Here is a 16,755-nt window from a genome sequence, read left to right on the forward strand (position 1 = left end):
TCATCCCTGTTTTTGTTTATTTGATTTTTTTTTAACATTTACAACAGGAAATTAACAATTATCTAACGTTCAATTGTGAATTTGAAAAGTCGTTAGGATTTATTTATGATTTTCAAGTAGCTCTTTGTTTTACCAGTTTCAATAAGTCTAAGTAAAGCCGGGCTTTTTGATAATAATAAAAAGTTATACCAACCATAATTATACAAAGCTCAATTAAGAAATATCAACCCACATTATAGCGGTATGAAAAAACGGATTCCTTGTACAAAACAGTCTATATTTTGTTTTCATTTATTAAAGAAGATGAGAGTTTTAGTAGTGTTTATTTTGCTTTCTCCCATTATTCTTTCTGCCAGTGATTACCCGCAAAGTAAGATTACGGTAACCGGTAATATATCGGAAGCGGATACCGGTTTGCCAATTATTGGTGCCAGTATATTACAACAAGGAACCACAAATGGGGTAATGACAGATTTTGATGGTAACTATACCATTAATGTACCGGAAGATGCAACGTTGATTATCAGTTATATAGGTTATGCAAGACAAACCATTAACGTATCCGGACGAACAGAAATGGACGTTATCATGCAGTCCGAGGCATCGGAACTGGATGAGGTGGTGGTTGTGGGGTATGGTACCCAGACCAAAGAGAGTGTTGTAGGGTCCATTGCGCAGGTAACCGGGGCAGACCTTATGCAGTCTGGTGGTGTTTCTACGGTAGGGCAGGCATTAACCGGGCGTTTGCCTGGTGTAACTACGGTATCTTCAACAGGTAGACCTGGTGATGAATCTCCCCAAATTTTTATTCGTGGTCAAAGCTCATGGAACGGTGGGGGGCAACCTCTTATTTTAGTAGATGGTATTGAGCGTAGTATGAATGATATAGATGCGGGAGACATTGAAAGTCTTTCCGTTCTTAAAGATGCTTCCGCAACGGCAGTGTTTGGTGTAAAGGGAGCCAATGGGGTAATACTTATTACCACTAAAAGAGGTAAGGAAGGTAAGGCGCAACTATCGCTTACGGCAAGTTCCGCAATAAAGACATTGTCTAGAATTCCAGAAAAATACGATTCATATAACAGTTTAATGGTGGCCAATGAGGCTATTGAAAGAACGGTTCCCGTTCGCGAAGAAGCTTGGAGAAATTATACACCCGTAGATATTATTGAAAAATATCGTAATCCGGCCAATGAATTGGAGAGAAGTATCTATCCAGATGTAGATTGGGTAGATGTAATGCAAAAGGATTTTGCTACAGATTATAGGCTTAATTTTTCTGTTGCCGGAGGAACAAAATCCGTTAAATATTTTGGTGCACTTTCTTACCAGCACGTGGGTGATATTTTTGATGCGGGAAGTTTCAATAACGGACGTGATTATGCGCCCAACTTTAATTATGATAGATTTAATTATAGAAGTAACATAGATTTTGATATTACGCCTACAACTCGTTTATCGGTTAACTTGTCCGGTTACTATGGGCTTCAGAATTCTAACCAGGCAGACCCACAATTGTTGTACAGTAGTATCTATTCACTGGCACCAAACTTATACACCCCTATTTATGAAGACGGTACTTACGGCAGGGCCATTACAGAGAATTTTGAGTTAAGTAATCCTGCCGTAATACTAACCGCAAAAGGTTCAACAAAAAACCATAGGGTACAGGTAAACAGTGATTTTGTCCTAGATCAAAAATTAGATTTCCTCTTAAATGGTTTAAGTTTTACCGGGCGTTTGTCCTATGATAACAATTTTAGAGGAGGTGGCGGAGTCGTGGAAGAGAATCCCACTGGTTTAGATAACGTAGTGTACAAGATTTACGACCAAGACGGATCCGCTCAACTGGTTTCACCGGTAGGCACAAATCAGTTTGATTTTGTACTGAATCCTTGGGAACGCAATGGGCTTACCATACAAGATTGGGAAACAAGCAGACGTTTGTTTTATCAGCTTTCATTAAACTACAATAGAACCTTTGCTGAAAAGCACAATACCACCATATTAATGTTGATGAACAGGGAAGAATACGCAATTGGTAGTATGTTCCCGAGGTACCGTGAGGATTGGGTTGCACGTGCTACATATAATTATGACGGACGCTATTTTCTTGATGTAAACGGAGCTTACAATGGTTCGGAGAAGTACGGGCCAGGTTATAAATTTGAGCTGTTCCCATCAGTTGCTTTGGGATGGATGGTAAGTAATGAACCCTTTATGGAATCGGCAACGTGGTTGGATAAGTTTAAAATAAGAGGTTCTTACGGAGTTGTTGGAGATGATAGTGCCGGAGAAAGATGGGCTTACCTGTCACAATGGTCTAGTGGAGGTAGTGCATTTTTAAATAATGTAAGTCCCTACGGCACGCGTTCACCATATACCTTTAGAATGGAGGATATAATTGGTAACCCCAACTTGCAATGGGAAACGTCCGAAAAAGCAAATATAGGTTTTGAGCTATCGGTTCTTAAAAATAGCCTTTCTTTAGAAGTCGATGTTTTTAAAGAGGACCGTCATGATATAATTGTGCCGGCAGATTCCCGTAGTGTTCCTAGCTTCTTCGGTTTTCAACCTGCTGATTTTAATATTGGAGAGACAACGGTTGAGGGTATTGAGGTTTCCTTGGACTATAAAAAACAGTTGACCCAAAACTGGGATATCTGGTCCAATTTCGCTTTTACCAAGGCAAGAGACGAGATTATTTTTAAAGAAGACCCACTCTTGAAGCAAAGCTATCAAAAAGAAGAAGGTTTTGCCATTGGTCAACCTAGGGTTAATATTAGGGGAGATATATTACAGTCTTGGGACGACGTGTACGGTGCAACGCCTCAAGAGAACAGTCAAGAAACCAGACGCCCCGGTTACTACGATGAAATAGATTATAACGGAGACGGGGTAGTAAATAGTGATGATGCAGTCCCTTTTGGTTATACCGTAAGACCACAGAATACCTATAATCTTACGTTGGGAACTGGGTACAAGAACCTATCCTTCATGGTTCAATTTTATGGAGTGAACAATGCTACTAAATATTATCAAGATAGAAGTTTCATACTAGAGACCCCTTTGTTCTTTGAGGAGAAATCTGATTATTGGAGTGTTGATAATCCAGACGGAGAGGAAGTACTTCCCGCTTGGTTGGGTACGGGAGGGGCAACCGATCCGTATAGAAATTGGTACGATGCTTCTTTTGTACGACTTAAGAATATTGAGTTGGCCTATACTTTTAAAACCGAAAACGGAAGTAGTTATAGGGTTTACGTAAGCGGTAACGACTTGGCCTACTGGTCAGATTTACCTGATGACAGACAGGATAACACCGGTAGTACGGCCTCTGAATATAGAGGTGATTACCCTACGTTCAAGAGATATAACATAGGGCTGAACATTAACTTTTAATATAGTAGACAATGCGTAAAATATTCAAACTGGTAATAGGAATATGTTTTCTGGGAATATTCGCCTCTTGTGAAGATTACCTGGATAAATCAATAGAGACAGAACTAACAAAGGAAGAAGTCTTTAAAAATTTTGATAGTGCTCAAGGCTTCGTTGAAGAGATGTATGCCATGATCGTAGATTACAGTACGGCGGCACATTGGCAACATTTTCACTGTTATGCAGAAGATGCGGTTGGTATTGATACATGGCAGTTTGATTATGCCATTGATGAAGGACGATACTGGGAATGGCAAAGAAGCGGTCCGGGAAGTATGTTTGACGGTAACACCAACACTGATGCCGAATTACCTTTTGACAGGGCCAAGCTATGGCCAAGCAGTTGGGCGGGTATTCGCAAATCAAATATTGTTATAGCCGATGCGGATAGCCTAATGACAGGTGCCAATCAGGTAGAAAAAGATGTGGTTTTAGGGCAAGCGTATTTTTTCAGGGCATTTTTTCATCATGAAATCATGAAGTTTTGGGGAAGCATTCCATATATAGACCAAGTTCTGGAAGATGATTGGAAGTTGGAGAGACCTGCGGAATGGTCCGAAACTGCTCTTAAAATAGACGAGGATTTTCAAAGAGCTGTTGATTTATTACCGGTTGATTGGGACGACCCTGATTTTGAGCCTGGATTAAAATCAAGAGGAGAAAATATGTTCAGGCTTACAAAGGGAGCCGCCTTGTCCTTAAAAGCAAAGAACTTGCTCTATGCAGCTAGTCCGCTTATGCAAAATAGTAGTAGTACCTATGATTATGACGTAGAATTGGCAAAACGTGCTGCGGATACCTTTGCAGAGGTACTTAAAATGTCTAGATACAGCCTTACACCTTGGGATGAGTATGAAAGTGTTTTCTATTCAACACAAGGTAGATATCCCTATTCTTCGGAGTATATTTTTAGCCAGGCAGGTTCTGTAGGCTGGTTTCAAAGTTTTCTGTCTACGAATTGGCAGTTGGGGGCAATTGGTCAAAATAACCTAGCATCGTTCCCTACCCACAATTATATTGAGGACAATTTTGGAATGAGCGATGGATTGTCCTGTGAGGATAGCCCTCTCTATGACCCGGCCAATCCTTGGGAGAATAGAGATCCAAGACTTTACAAATGGATTGTTTTAGATGGAGATCAAATGGTGGAGAACCTTGGTGCTGCCACGGGAGAAAACGAGGTGCATCGTTATGCCCAGTTTTTTAGGGAAGGTGCACACCGCTATCCTAACAAAGGAAATGGATCTAGAACGGGATATGTAGCCAAAAAATGGTTTCCGGTGGGGTTCAACAATTTTGATAATCAAGGTGTATTTGCATGGCGTCTTCATGTGAGGTTAACAGATGTGTATTTAATGTATGCGGAAGCTGCTTTGGTCGCTTACGGAATCAATGGAAAACCACAAGGTTTTGAACTATCCGCACTTGATGCCATTAACAGAATTAGAGAGCGCGCAGTTCCGGATGGTAGTTTAAACGTAAAGCCGGAATACCTTGTTAGTGATAATGCTTTTATGGACGAAATACGAAGGGAAAGGGCCGTAGAACTGTCTTATGAATCTCATCGTTGGATGGATGTTAGAAGATGGAAATTGGGCACTCAAGAAAAATATAAGCTTAAAACAGAAATAATTTTTGATCGTAATGCCGAAGGTAAACCCATAAATTTTGTAGAAAGGGTCTTAAGAACCAAAGTTTTTGAGGATAAGCACTATTGGTTGCCTTTCCCTAAAAACGACACAGAAATATATGAAGGTTTTCCGCAAAACCCAGGTTGGTAATTAAAACGATTTCACCACTAGACAATAACCATATTTTATGATACAATTAAATATACTTACAAAACTTCTGCTTGGTGGGTCCTTCTGTATGCTCTGCTGCATGTCGGTAACGGCACAAACTATAGATTCCACCAGTACGGTTATTTTAGAGAACGCACCTAATGGGTTGGAGTCCTATTTAAACGAAGACATAAACTTGGGTTTCCACACCACGGAGAAAAAAGATATTGTGGGTTCTTCGTCTACCGTAAAACCAGGAGACTTTTTAAAATTTGATACTACACAATGGGTACGCGATGCCCTTGGGGGAAGACTTACCGGTTTATCGGGAGGGAGCAGTGTTCGTGGGTTAGGAGAGGCCTTGATAGTGGTTGATGGTATCCCGGGGCGTAATATAGACTTGTTAAATATGGAGGAAATAGAGGAAATCACCATATTAAAAGATGCAAATGTATCTGCCCTCTATGGCTCTATGGCTAGAAACGGTGTTATAGTAGTAACTACAAAAAGGGGTTCCACCCAAAAGCAGTTTAATATAAGTGCCAGTACTGGGGTAAGATTACCTATTAGCATGCCCAATTATTTGAACTCGGCAGATTATATGGAATATTTTAATGAGGCTCGCGCCAATGACGGTCTGGGCGAACTATATTCTGCAGAACAAATACAAAACCACAGAAGTGGTGTCAACCCGTATAGATACCCAAATGTAGATTTTTATGACGATGGAAACTTTAATCCATTAACGCCGTATTCCAATGTTACGGCAGATTTTGCAGGGGGCTCTGAAAATACTAAGTTCTATATTAATCTCGGGTTTAAATCGGATGGTAGTTTTCAATCGGTAAACCCTGAAAATGACAAAGGAGCTAAAAGGTTTAATGTACGGGGTAATATAGATTTTAAAGTAAATGATTGGATTAAAAGTAGCTTAGATGTTGTGGCTATTATCGATAAAAATAAAACATCGCTTAGTAATATTTACGCAGCGGGCGATTCTATAAGGCCTAACTTATATTCCCCATTACTGCCCATAAGCGAGATTGACTTTTCTGCAAATCCTGATTTGCGCGGTGTTGTTGACGCGGCCAACCAGTATGATGGTTTTCTTTTAGGGGGGAACCAAGTGTTCAATGGTGGTGCCATTGCAAGTATTTATGCAGGCGGTTACCAAACGAACATGACTCGTATGAGTCAGGTGAACAATGCTATAGATTTTGACCTTAGCGCAATTACTAAAGGGTTGTCTGCAAAGAGTTACGTGAGTTTTGATTTTTACAACATTTACAATTTAAGTGTTCAGAATGAGTATGCAGTGTATCAACCTACTTGGAACGATCAAAACAAAATTATCGATTTGGTCAACGTAAGGGATAACGACCTTAAAGATCAGGTTGAAAGTGTAAACACAAACGTTTTTGCTATCAGGTATGGTTTTTATGGTCTGTTGAACTATGAAAAACAAATTAAGGATGACCATTTTATAGATGCGTCATTAATCGGCTTTGCCAATAATACCTATGTGAAAGATGAAAAACAGTCCGCTAAAAACAGTCATGTAGCATTTAGCCTTAATTACAATTTTAAGAAGAAGATATACGCTAATTTCAGTGGGGCCTACGTAAACTCTGTAAAGTTGGCAGAGGGCAATAGAGGTAAATTTGCACCATCGCTAGGCTTGGCATATGTATTGACTGAGGAGTCTTCCTTAAAAGAATCATCATGGTTAGATTACTTGAAATTAAGATCATCCATTGGCGTGGTATATACAGATTTGGGTATTCAGGACTATTTTCTTTACGACGCTATTTATCAGCAAGATGGTGGGGGGTATAATTGGGGAGATACCAATGGAGCGGGCTATTACAATGCATCTACAAAAATTCTGCGCGGTCAGAACTTAGGTTTGGATTTTGAAAAAAGAACGGATTACACATTAGGTTTTGAAGCATTAATGTTTAAAAAGGTTTGGTTAGAGGCCAATGTTTTTCAGTCCGTAATGGGAGAAAAAGTAATTAGGGCTTCTACCTTATATCCTGATTATTACAATTCGTTTAGACCGTATAGTAATTTTAACGAGGATCAATATTCAGGTTTTGAAGTAGGTGTCAATTACCGTACAAAAACAGAGAACTCAACTTTGGATATTGGGGCCAGGGTACTATATACGAAGTCAAAGAGAATAAAAGTAGACGAGATTTACGAAGACGAATACCAAAATAGAAAGGGCACTCCCGTAGATGCTATCTGGGGCCTTGAGTCTTTAGGACTATTTGGTGTGGATGATTTTAATGAGGATGGAACGCTAAAAGGTGACTTGCCAACACAATATGGTACAGTAAAACCGGGTGATATTAAATATAAGAACCAAAATGGAGATGATGTTATAAATGATCAAGATATGGTCCAAATTGGATTGTACGGAGCACCTTGGAGTTTTGGGTCTGACTTTACATGGTCTTACAAAGCCTTTACTTTATTCGCTCTCTTTACTGCAGAAGCGGGTAGGGACGGGCTCTTGTCCGGAGATTATTACAAACCTCAAGGAGACGCCAAATACTCAGAAGTTGTTGAGGGCAGATGGACGGAAGCTACTGCGGATACAGCTACGTTTCCAAGGCTTTCCTCAATTGGGAACACCAATAATTTTGATAAGCCCTCTACCTATTGGTTGTACAGTAATGACAACTTTAGGATACAACGGGTACAGCTAACGTTTGATTTGCCTGATCAATTGGTAGACAAATTAAAAATGAAGGATATTAACCTGTTTACTTCGGTGTCTAATTTGGCGGAATTTTCAAAAAACAAGGATATCAGGGAATTACAGTTAGGTTTTGATCCAATGTTCCGGTATTTCTCTTTTGGGGCAAGAATGAAGTTTTAATGTGAAAAATAAAATTGAAATGAAGAACATACTTAAAAATATAACCCTTTTCACGTTATTTTCATCCATAATGGCGTGTAGCTTGGTAGAACCCGTAGATGAAAATCTATTGGGGGAAGATCGTCTCAATTTTGATCCGGCCTTTGCCGAGGGCGTTTTGCTAAACGCATATGAGGGCTTGGTTAATCAACTCTATTTTAATGATGCAGCAACAGATGATGCCGTAAATAATTTCTTGAGCGGCTACCGTAGAATGGCCACCGGAGAATGGAATGCCCAAAACGCCTATACAAGTAAGTGGGGTATGTATGAGCAAGTATTATATGCCAATAAATTTATCACCTTAATAGAAGAGGTGCAGTGGAAGCGAGACGATGAAACCAATGAATTGTTTAAAGAGCGTTTGTATGGTGAAGCCGTTGCACTTAGGGCACTTAGACATTTTTGGATTCTTCAGGAGCATGGGGGGCGTGGTGCTTCAGGGCAATTATTGGGCATACCTTACATTAGCGAGTTCTATGAATTTGATGCCGATTTCAACACACCTAGGTTAGGATTTGAAGAAACGGTTTCCAGAATTTTGGCAGATTTTGATGAGGCGTTGGAATACTTACCAATGGATTATGATGGTGATTTGGCCAAAAGACCTTCTAGGTATAATGATTCTGATGATGATAAATATCAATTTGTATTCGGCAAAGATCAGGACAACAGAATAAACGGAAGAATCGTAAAGGCGTATAAAGCTAAGTTGTACTTATTGGCGGCAAGTCCTGCTTTTATGAACGGCCAAGGAGGGTATTACCAAGAGGCGGCTAACCTTCTTGCAGAACTTCTAAATGATATTGGAGGTCTTGGTGGACTTGATCCTGAAGGTTATTTTAACTTTTATGAATTTCCCATAGGAACACGAAATTTTCCTGAAGTACTTTGGAGAAGTAACGCTTTTACCTCTATGACCTGGGTAGAAAGTCAGCATTTTCCTCCTTCCTTAAACGGGCAAGGTCAACTTAACCCGTCTCAAAACTTGGTGGAAGCTTTTCCTATGTTAGATGGTTTTCCATTCTCGGAATCCCACCCAGACTATAACCCAGCCAATCCTTTTGAAAATAGGGATATGAGATTACAGCGGTACATACTTTATAACGGCAATGATTTAAATGGGAGAGCGGTAAGTATTACTAATGATGGAGGTGTTGATGGTATTGACCAAATTTCGCAACGGTCAACACGATCGGGGTATTATCTAAAAAAATTATTAGATCAAAGAGTAGTAATAAGTGCAGATGGTTCCATCTCTAGCTCGGAGAAGATAAATGTTTTTGTACGGTATACGGATTTGTTCCTTATGCTTGCTGAGGCAGCCAATGAATTAGGAGGGCCGGATCAAATGGTAGGTGGCATGTCCGCTAGAAATATCATCGGGGCCATAAGGCAGAGAGCTGGTATTGGACTTAATAATTCAGATGCGTACTTAGGTAGTATAAGTTCTCAAGAAGATATGAGAAACCTGATCCGTAACGAACGCCGTTTAGAACTTTGCTTTGAAGGCCATCGGTTGTACGATTTAAGAAGGTGGAACCTTTTTGACCAAACCCCGGATGCTAAAGGGTTACAGTTTGATGGGGGCGCCTACAAAAGCTTTACGGTAGAACCAAGGCTCTATAATGCTAATGCCAATTATGCGCCTATCCCGCAAAATGAAGTCGTACGATTCAATTTAATTGAACAAAACCAAGGATGGTAAGGCATTCAAAAAGGATATAAATTTAAGCTTCGGCCAAAATGTTAATTTAATTTTTTCATTTTATGAACACAAGATATTTCATTGGTATACTTTCAATCTTATTCTTGGGATCGTGTAGCAATACAGAACCTGAATTTGATGATTTTGATACGCAAACCGTCTATTTTCCATACCAAACACCGGCAAGAACCCTAATTCTGGGTAATTATGACCAAGGAATAAATGTGGAGGATAATGCCCATCGTTTTGAAATTACAGCTTTAATGACCGGGGTTTATTCTAACGATGAAGAAAGAAAAATTCACTTTGAGGTAGATAATAGTTTATTGGCCAATGTTGCAAATGTAAAACCACTTCCGGCAAGCTATTATACTTTTGAGAACATTAGTCCCGTAACCATATCCGCAGGAGATACTAAGGCGCGAATACAGGTACAATTGTACGATGATTTTTTTAACGACACCTTATCTTTTGGAGCAACCAATACTACCAATTACGTAATTCCCCTTAGGCTAACACAGGCCGAAAATATAGATAGTATTCATTCAGGTGTGAGCTTTGAAGGTATAACCGATTTAGATAGGGTGAATGCCAACCACTGGGACATTCTTCCTAAAGACTACACGCTTTTTGGTATCAAATACATGAATAGGTTTCATGGAAATTATCTCCGAAGAGGAACTGATATGATTACTACGGGAACACCCACTCTAGGTAGGGAATACAATGCAGAGTTTACTGTAGATGATGAAATAACCTTTGTGGCCACTAGCGGTTTTAACAAAGTGCACCTAGAAAATATTATTGGACGAGGAGAAAACTCAAGTCCCGGAAACGTAGCTATGGAACTAACTTTTTCAGAAAATAATTGCACCATTTCAAGCTATAAAGATGACCCTTATAATGTTAGTGGTACAGGAACATTTGTAGAAGGAGGAGATACATGGGGAGGAAAACCACGAGATGTTATTTATTTGGATTACACCTATACAGATGCGGATAATTCAGAAACTCATGCCGTTAAGGATACCTTGGTCATACGGGATAGGACCGCTGTTTTTGAAGAGTTTGAAATTGAATTAAAATAAGATCGGAAAATGAAATATATTCTAAATTTTGCACAGAACAGAATAGTATTACTGTTAATGGCATTAACGGTTTTCATATTTTCTTCCTGTAATAGTGATGACGATGCTGAGGTGGCCGATGGGTCCACGGTACGTATGAAAACCTTGCCCAAAGTGGCATATGTACTTGGAGAGGCGTTGGACCTTTCCGGTATTGTTATTTCTATGGATAAAGACGGGAGTGTTGTAGATGTTCCGTTTGCTTCTTTTGGTTCGGAAAACATTAGTACGGACCCCGCCAATGGTACGGTACTGGATTTTTCTCACCAACAAATAACCATTTCCGTTGGGGAATCTGGAACGGGGTTGATTCAGGCTATTAGTGTAACCAATAATGTGGTGGCTTTAGAAGTAAAGAACAAGGCTACCGAGAACTATGTGAATGGCCAAAAATTGGACTTGAGCGCCATGGTGGTTACACTAGTTAAGGAGGACGGCACCAAATCGGATGTCGCTTTTGCCGATTTTGATACGGATATACTAGTAGCTCCAATGAACGGGGATGTTTTATCCGTAGACAATGCAGAAATTACCGTTACTTATGCTTCTACGAACGCTAAGGTTGCACAGGAAATTCAGGTATTGCCTTTTGCTCCTTTAAGCGGCTCGGTTACTACACCGCCTATTAAAAGTGAATATGAGATAGGGGAGCGGTTGGATCTAGAGGGCGCTGTTATAACTTATGAAATGACCGGTGGTCTAGAGGTAGTAGTTCCTTTTGAAGAGTTTGAGGCTTTTGAACTCATGGCAACTCCTACAAACGAAACTAAATTGAAAGCTACGGATACCGAAGTTCAGATTGCACATTCTTCCGGAGTTTCCGTTGCCGTTCCTATTACGGTAAATATGCTGGATATTACGGGTATGGTTATGGAAACAAAACCGGAAAAAACACTTTATGCAGATGGGGAGACAATAGACCTTAAAGGATTGACTCTTAGATTATCCATCAATGGAAAAGAAGACCTTATTGTAGCAAGCGAAGATTTTGATATCTATGGCATCGTGTCCACTCCCGCACAAGGAGAAGTTTATACTGAAGGCACCAGTGAAATTGTAGTTTCCTATCCGGATTTACTGGATACCGTTTCTATATCCTTAGGGTCAGAGACTATTTATGAATCTGATTTTTCAGCAGGTGAAGATGGTTGGGCGGCCAATCAAAATGGGGGCGGTTCTGTAAACTTCTTTGCAGAAGATAATCTGCTTGTTGCAACTGATATTGTTGTAGGCGCTAACCCTTGGGATGTACAATTGTTCAAGCCTTCAATAATACTTGAGAACGGAGCTAAGTATAAGCTTTCGGTTATTGTAAAAGCTTATCCAGGACAAGGAGATTTTTGGTTTTCACTTTCTGTTGGGGATGGCACCGGTAGAGATGGCTGGCAAGCGTATGATGGTGGAGGCGGCATTTGGTTGGCAGGAGATACGGAATACCAAACCTATGAGAAAGAATTTGTAATGGGACAAGAGACCACAAATGGAGGTCGTGTTTTATTGGACATCGGAAACCAGACCAATGGTGTTATGGTGCAATATGTAAAATTGGAAAAGTTGTAGTTTATTAGTTTAGTAGTTAGTTAAGGTAATTTTTTGACAGAGTTGAGTTGTTTAGTTAGTCAATAATTACAGAGGTAGGGCCGGTTTTTTTTCATAATCAACCGGCTTTGTCCTTTCGTTTCGTGCCTTATTTAAGTATTCTGTTTACAGAAGGTCAAACGCTTTTAGGTTTGTTAAAACCAAGTACAATTCACTTTAAAATTAAAATCAGATGAAAAATACAGTACTAGTATGCATAGTTCTCAGCATTACTTTGGGTAGTTTTTTTGGATGTGCCCAAAATAATAAGGATGAAAATGATAATAGCAAAGATGTGGATAATACGACCGATACTGTTGAAACGGAAATACCAGATGAGACAGAGGAGGATGGTGATATGCGTGAAATAACCGCGCAGGAATTTGTTACGGATATGGGTGCCGGATGGAATCTTGGTAACGCTATGGATACCGAAAATGAGGATGAAACGGCTTGGGGAAATCCTATCACCACAAAGGCAATGATTGATGAGATTGCCAAAAAAGGCTTTAAAACCTTACGATTGCCCGTCACGTGGAGGTTTCATATGGGGCCTGCTCCAGACTATATTATAGAAGAGGAGTGGATGGATAAAGTGGAGGAAATTGCAAATTATGCATTAGATAATGGCATGTACGTTATCTTAAATATTCATCACGATGAAGCATGGATTATACCCACTTATGAAAAGGTCCCAGCGGTTAAAGACCAGCTCACCAAGGTGTGGACTCAGATAGCCAATAGATTTATGGCCTACGGAGATTATGTAATTTTTGAAACGTTGAATGAACCCCGTCTAGAGGAGAGCCCCGAGGAATGGAATGGAGGTACTGCAGAGGGGCGTGATGCCGTAAACCAATATCACCAGGTAAGTGTAGATGCGATCCGGGCTACCGGAGGGAACAACGCCACCAGAAAAATCATGGTCTCTACCTATGCCGCCAGTACAACCCCTAATGCTCTTAGTGACTATAAAGTTCCCAATGAAGATGAAAATGTAATTGTTTCCGTTCACAGTTATTTTCCGTATTTGTTCTGTCTAGATGGAACCGACCCTACATGGGGTACAGAAACTGATAAAAACGAGTTAACCCAGGAATTGAATACGGTTCAGGATACTTTTGGAAAGAAAGGTAGAGCGGTTGTAATGGGAGAGTGGGGTTCTACTTTTAGTAATAATCCACAAGACCGTTTGGCCCACGCGGAGTTTTATGCGAAAGCATGCATTGAGCGAGGTATTTGTCCTGTTTGGTGGGATAATGGAAATCTTGACGAGTTTGCCATTTTTAATAGAAATACGTTGGAGTGGACCTACCCGGAGATTGCGGATGCGATTGTAAAGGCAGTCAGTAACTCCAGTTCTAAGACGAAGTGAAAATAAGAAAAAGTCTCTTCAAACGGGTCAATACAATTAATTCGGAATTATCGTCACACGCTCAGTCTTTAGAAGAACTCTCAATAGTACCTACTTTTTTCAACTTCTTCATCAAATATTATAAACATTAATTAAGCATTTGTCCTGCAATTTTAAGGCAAATTGGATTCTGGGATGTAAAGTACTCTTTTTCATTTTTCATTTTTTTCTTGATAGGTGTTAACCTTTTTTAGCTAAAAACATACAAAAGGGCAAACAATAAATTTTTTTCCAGTTAAAATTTAGAATTATGAAAACTATGAAATTATTTACAATGCTATTTTTAGCAATGGGTATCGCTTTTACATCCTGTGAAGGTCCGGAAGGTCCGGAAGGAGAAATGGGACTTACAGGTGAGACCGGTGCACAAGGTGAGGCTGGTGCTGAAGGTGAACAAGGGGTACAAGGTGAGCCAGGAGAAGATGGTAATGCCAATGTTATTGCGTCAGACTGGATACCATCAACATTTTCTGATACAGAGACGTATTTTCAAAGCCAAGAAGTGTTTGATGAAAGTATTACGGGTGATATAATTGATGGAGCACAAATTCTTACGTACGGTAGACTTGGCAATGATGGTGATCCAAACCGTCTTGCATTTAGTTTACCTTATCATTATATTACTGGTGAGGGACTTTATTTTAGCTATGCGCAAATAGGCAGTATTTTCTTTTCTGCAAGAAGAACTGGTAGTGACAATGTAATTTTTGATTACTTCACGGCGTTTAGATATGTCATCATTCCGGCTAGTAGCGCATCAAAAGCGAATCGCTCAAATTTTGAAAAAATGTCTTACGAAGAAGTAATGGATCATTTTGGTCTAGACTATAAAAATAAGAAAATTAAGAATTGATGAACCGGGGCAAAAGCTCCGGTTTTTTTGGTCTTAACTCTAAATATTTGATAGGTCCGTTCATCTTTTCAACTAGTTTCAAGACTAAATTGAAAATAATAACAATGATATAGTTAAACAAAGTTTTAATATTCGTTGGAGCACTTTCTTCAATCTAAAGAGCTAGAAAACCTATATGTAAGAATTCATAGAAAAACAGGTGCATGAGCTATCTAGTTTGCGATTGCAGTACCAAAACTTAATTACAGATATTAATAAGTACAACTAAATACCCGCAATATAATTCTCCAAATTATCTGACCGTTCCAACCCCATCTTTTTACGGATTCTAGAACGTGAAACGTGAACGCTATGCGGCTCTATGTTCAGGATTCTAGCCATTTCTTTGGTGCTTAAATTTAGTTTGATTAGGGCACAGTGTTTCTGCTCGGTAGAACTTAATTTGGGATGTAACGTTTTGAGCTTGTCATAAAAGGCCGAGTTAACTTGGGTAAATTGCAGATTAAATTCGTTCCAAAGGTCTTTGGAGCCCTTTTTATATTTATTGAAAAGCGATTTGTATTTAGGTGAAGATTCCGTTTTTAGTAGCTCTAAAAGTTCGTCAATCGCACTATCCTTATCAATCAATTGCAGTGCATATGATGTTAGCTCCCTACTTTTAAGTTCTATTTCGTTATGGCTTCTTTCCTTTATGAGTTTTGTTTGAAGTTCCGCCTCTTTTTTGTGTAAAAGGGTCTTTTTAAGTTTTAAGCGCATTTGAAATACAATAGCCAGAACAAGACCTAAAAGAACCAATAGAAAGAGTATAATTTTAAGCCGGAATTGAATGGTATTGTTTTCTTCAATAGTCCGTGTTTTTTGCTCTAACTGTTCATTTTTTTCCGAAATGGATTTTAAATATGTGTCCTTTATCTGAAAAAGTTCACTGTTGGTTTGGTTCTTGGCCTGTAGTACCTGATCTGCTTTTTTTGTAGATTTCACAAGATAGTCGTAGGCAAGTTGCGTATCACCGTTTGTAGAATAAATTTCGGATATCTTTCGTAACACTTCGGCTTCTAAATCATTTCTAAAACCTTGGTCTTGGCTTAAGGCCAGACTTTCATTGTAAAAGAAAAGGGCACTGTCTTTTTGGCCAAGGTCCTTTTTTAAATCGCCCAAATACATAGAGATATTGGGTCTATAATTTAGTTTTTTTCCAAGCGTATGGTTTCGGGAAATATGCAAAAATGTATTTGCTTTTTTAAACTGATGCAGTTCTTGCATAATTTTCCCCTTTTCAGCATCCCAAAAGGGCATTTCTATACTTTTTTCCAAGGTAATAGAGGGAGTAACAAAACAAGAATCCAAGTACTGAAGTGCTTTTTGGTAGTTGCCCATCTTTCGTTGTCGTACGGCCAAATACATATAACTAGAAATAAGGTCGTCTATTTTTGTGGAATCTTGAACATAAATTTTCTTGGCAATTGTTACAGCTTCCTTTAAATACAAAACGGATTGCTCGTCCATATTGAACTCATCGTACAATCTGGCTAAATTAACACGGGTTTGAACTTTCTGGGCTTTACTTGAAACTTGATCACTTAAATATTTAGCCTGCCACAAGTGGTCAAACGATGTACTGAATTTTCCTTTTTTCTTTTGAATGTCTGCCATGGCCAACAAACATTTTACCAAGTTGGATGTATCCTTTTTCCTTTCAAAATAGGCTTTGGAATTTGCTAGGACCTCATAGGATTCAGTAGGAAATAGATTAGAGTTGGCCAACGCTTTTCCAAATCTATCTGTATAGTATAAAGCACTGTCTTGTATATTATTTTTTGTGCTTTTAGTTTGGCAATTTCCCGTGGCAATAGCAAGAATTAGAAATAATAATATATGTAGTTGTTTGTAATACAGTGTGTTGTGATTTTTTTCGTTTAGTTAAATC

General features: G+C 39.2%; 9 protein-coding genes. 8 read left to right on the forward strand and 1 reads right to left on the reverse strand.

Going from position 1 to position 16,755, the window contains the following annotated elements; genetic code table 11:
- Window positions 1-303 precede the first annotated feature (303 nt).
- The 8 genes from H9565_RS08480 to H9565_RS08515 all read left to right on the forward strand — a co-directional run bounded on the left by H9565_RS08480 (window position 304) and on the right by H9565_RS08515 (window position 14,828).
- Window positions 304-3,402, forward strand: a complete 3,099-nt coding sequence (locus tag H9565_RS08480) for a SusC/RagA family TonB-linked outer membrane protein (RefSeq protein ID WP_215438800.1) — start codon at window positions 304-306, stop codon at window positions 3,400-3,402.
- Between the two features lie 11 nt (window positions 3,403-3,413).
- A complete protein-coding gene (locus tag H9565_RS08485) occupies window positions 3,414-5,222 on the forward strand; it encodes a RagB/SusD family nutrient uptake outer membrane protein (protein ID WP_215438801.1) in 1,809 nt (602 codons plus the stop codon).
- Between the two features lie 37 nt (window positions 5,223-5,259).
- On the forward strand, window positions 5,260-8,109 hold the full coding sequence (locus H9565_RS08490) for a SusC/RagA family TonB-linked outer membrane protein (RefSeq protein WP_215438802.1): 2,850 nt from the start codon (window positions 5,260-5,262) through the stop codon (window positions 8,107-8,109).
- 19 nt (window positions 8,110-8,128) lie between these two features.
- Window positions 8,129-9,856, forward strand: a complete 1,728-nt coding sequence (locus H9565_RS08495) for a RagB/SusD family nutrient uptake outer membrane protein (RefSeq protein WP_215438803.1) — start codon at window positions 8,129-8,131, stop codon at window positions 9,854-9,856.
- A gap of 62 nt (window positions 9,857-9,918) precedes the next feature.
- Window positions 9,919-10,944: a DUF5627 domain-containing protein gene (locus H9565_RS08500; RefSeq protein WP_215438804.1), complete on the forward strand. Its 1,026-nt coding sequence runs from the start codon at window positions 9,919-9,921 to the stop codon at window positions 10,942-10,944.
- A 9-nt stretch (window positions 10,945-10,953) separates the two neighbouring features.
- On the forward strand, window positions 10,954-12,543 hold the full coding sequence (locus tag H9565_RS08505; RefSeq protein WP_215438805.1) for a carbohydrate binding domain-containing protein: 1,590 nt from the start codon (window positions 10,954-10,956) through the stop codon (window positions 12,541-12,543).
- 211 nt (window positions 12,544-12,754) lie between these two features.
- The gene (locus tag H9565_RS08510; protein WP_215438806.1) at window positions 12,755-13,936 is read left to right on the forward strand and encodes a glycoside hydrolase family 5 protein; all 1,182 of its coding nucleotides are present in this window, start codon (window positions 12,755-12,757) and stop codon (window positions 13,934-13,936) included.
- A gap of 313 nt (window positions 13,937-14,249) precedes the next feature.
- Window positions 14,250-14,828, forward strand: a complete 579-nt coding sequence (locus H9565_RS08515) for a collagen-like triple helix repeat-containing protein (protein WP_215438808.1) — start codon at window positions 14,250-14,252, stop codon at window positions 14,826-14,828.
- Between the two features lie 264 nt (window positions 14,829-15,092).
- On the opposite strand, the gene H9565_RS08520 is transcribed toward H9565_RS08515, so the two are convergent.
- The gene (locus H9565_RS08520) at window positions 15,093-16,481 is read right to left on the reverse strand and encodes a helix-turn-helix domain-containing protein (protein ID WP_215438810.1); all 1,389 of its coding nucleotides are present in this window, start codon (window positions 16,479-16,481) and stop codon (window positions 15,093-15,095) included.
- Between the last annotated feature and the right edge of the window lie 274 nt (window positions 16,482-16,755).

It is taken from the genome of Zobellia russellii (assembly GCF_018728565.1).
Lineage (GTDB): Bacteria > Bacteroidota > Bacteroidia > Flavobacteriales > Flavobacteriaceae > Zobellia > Zobellia russellii.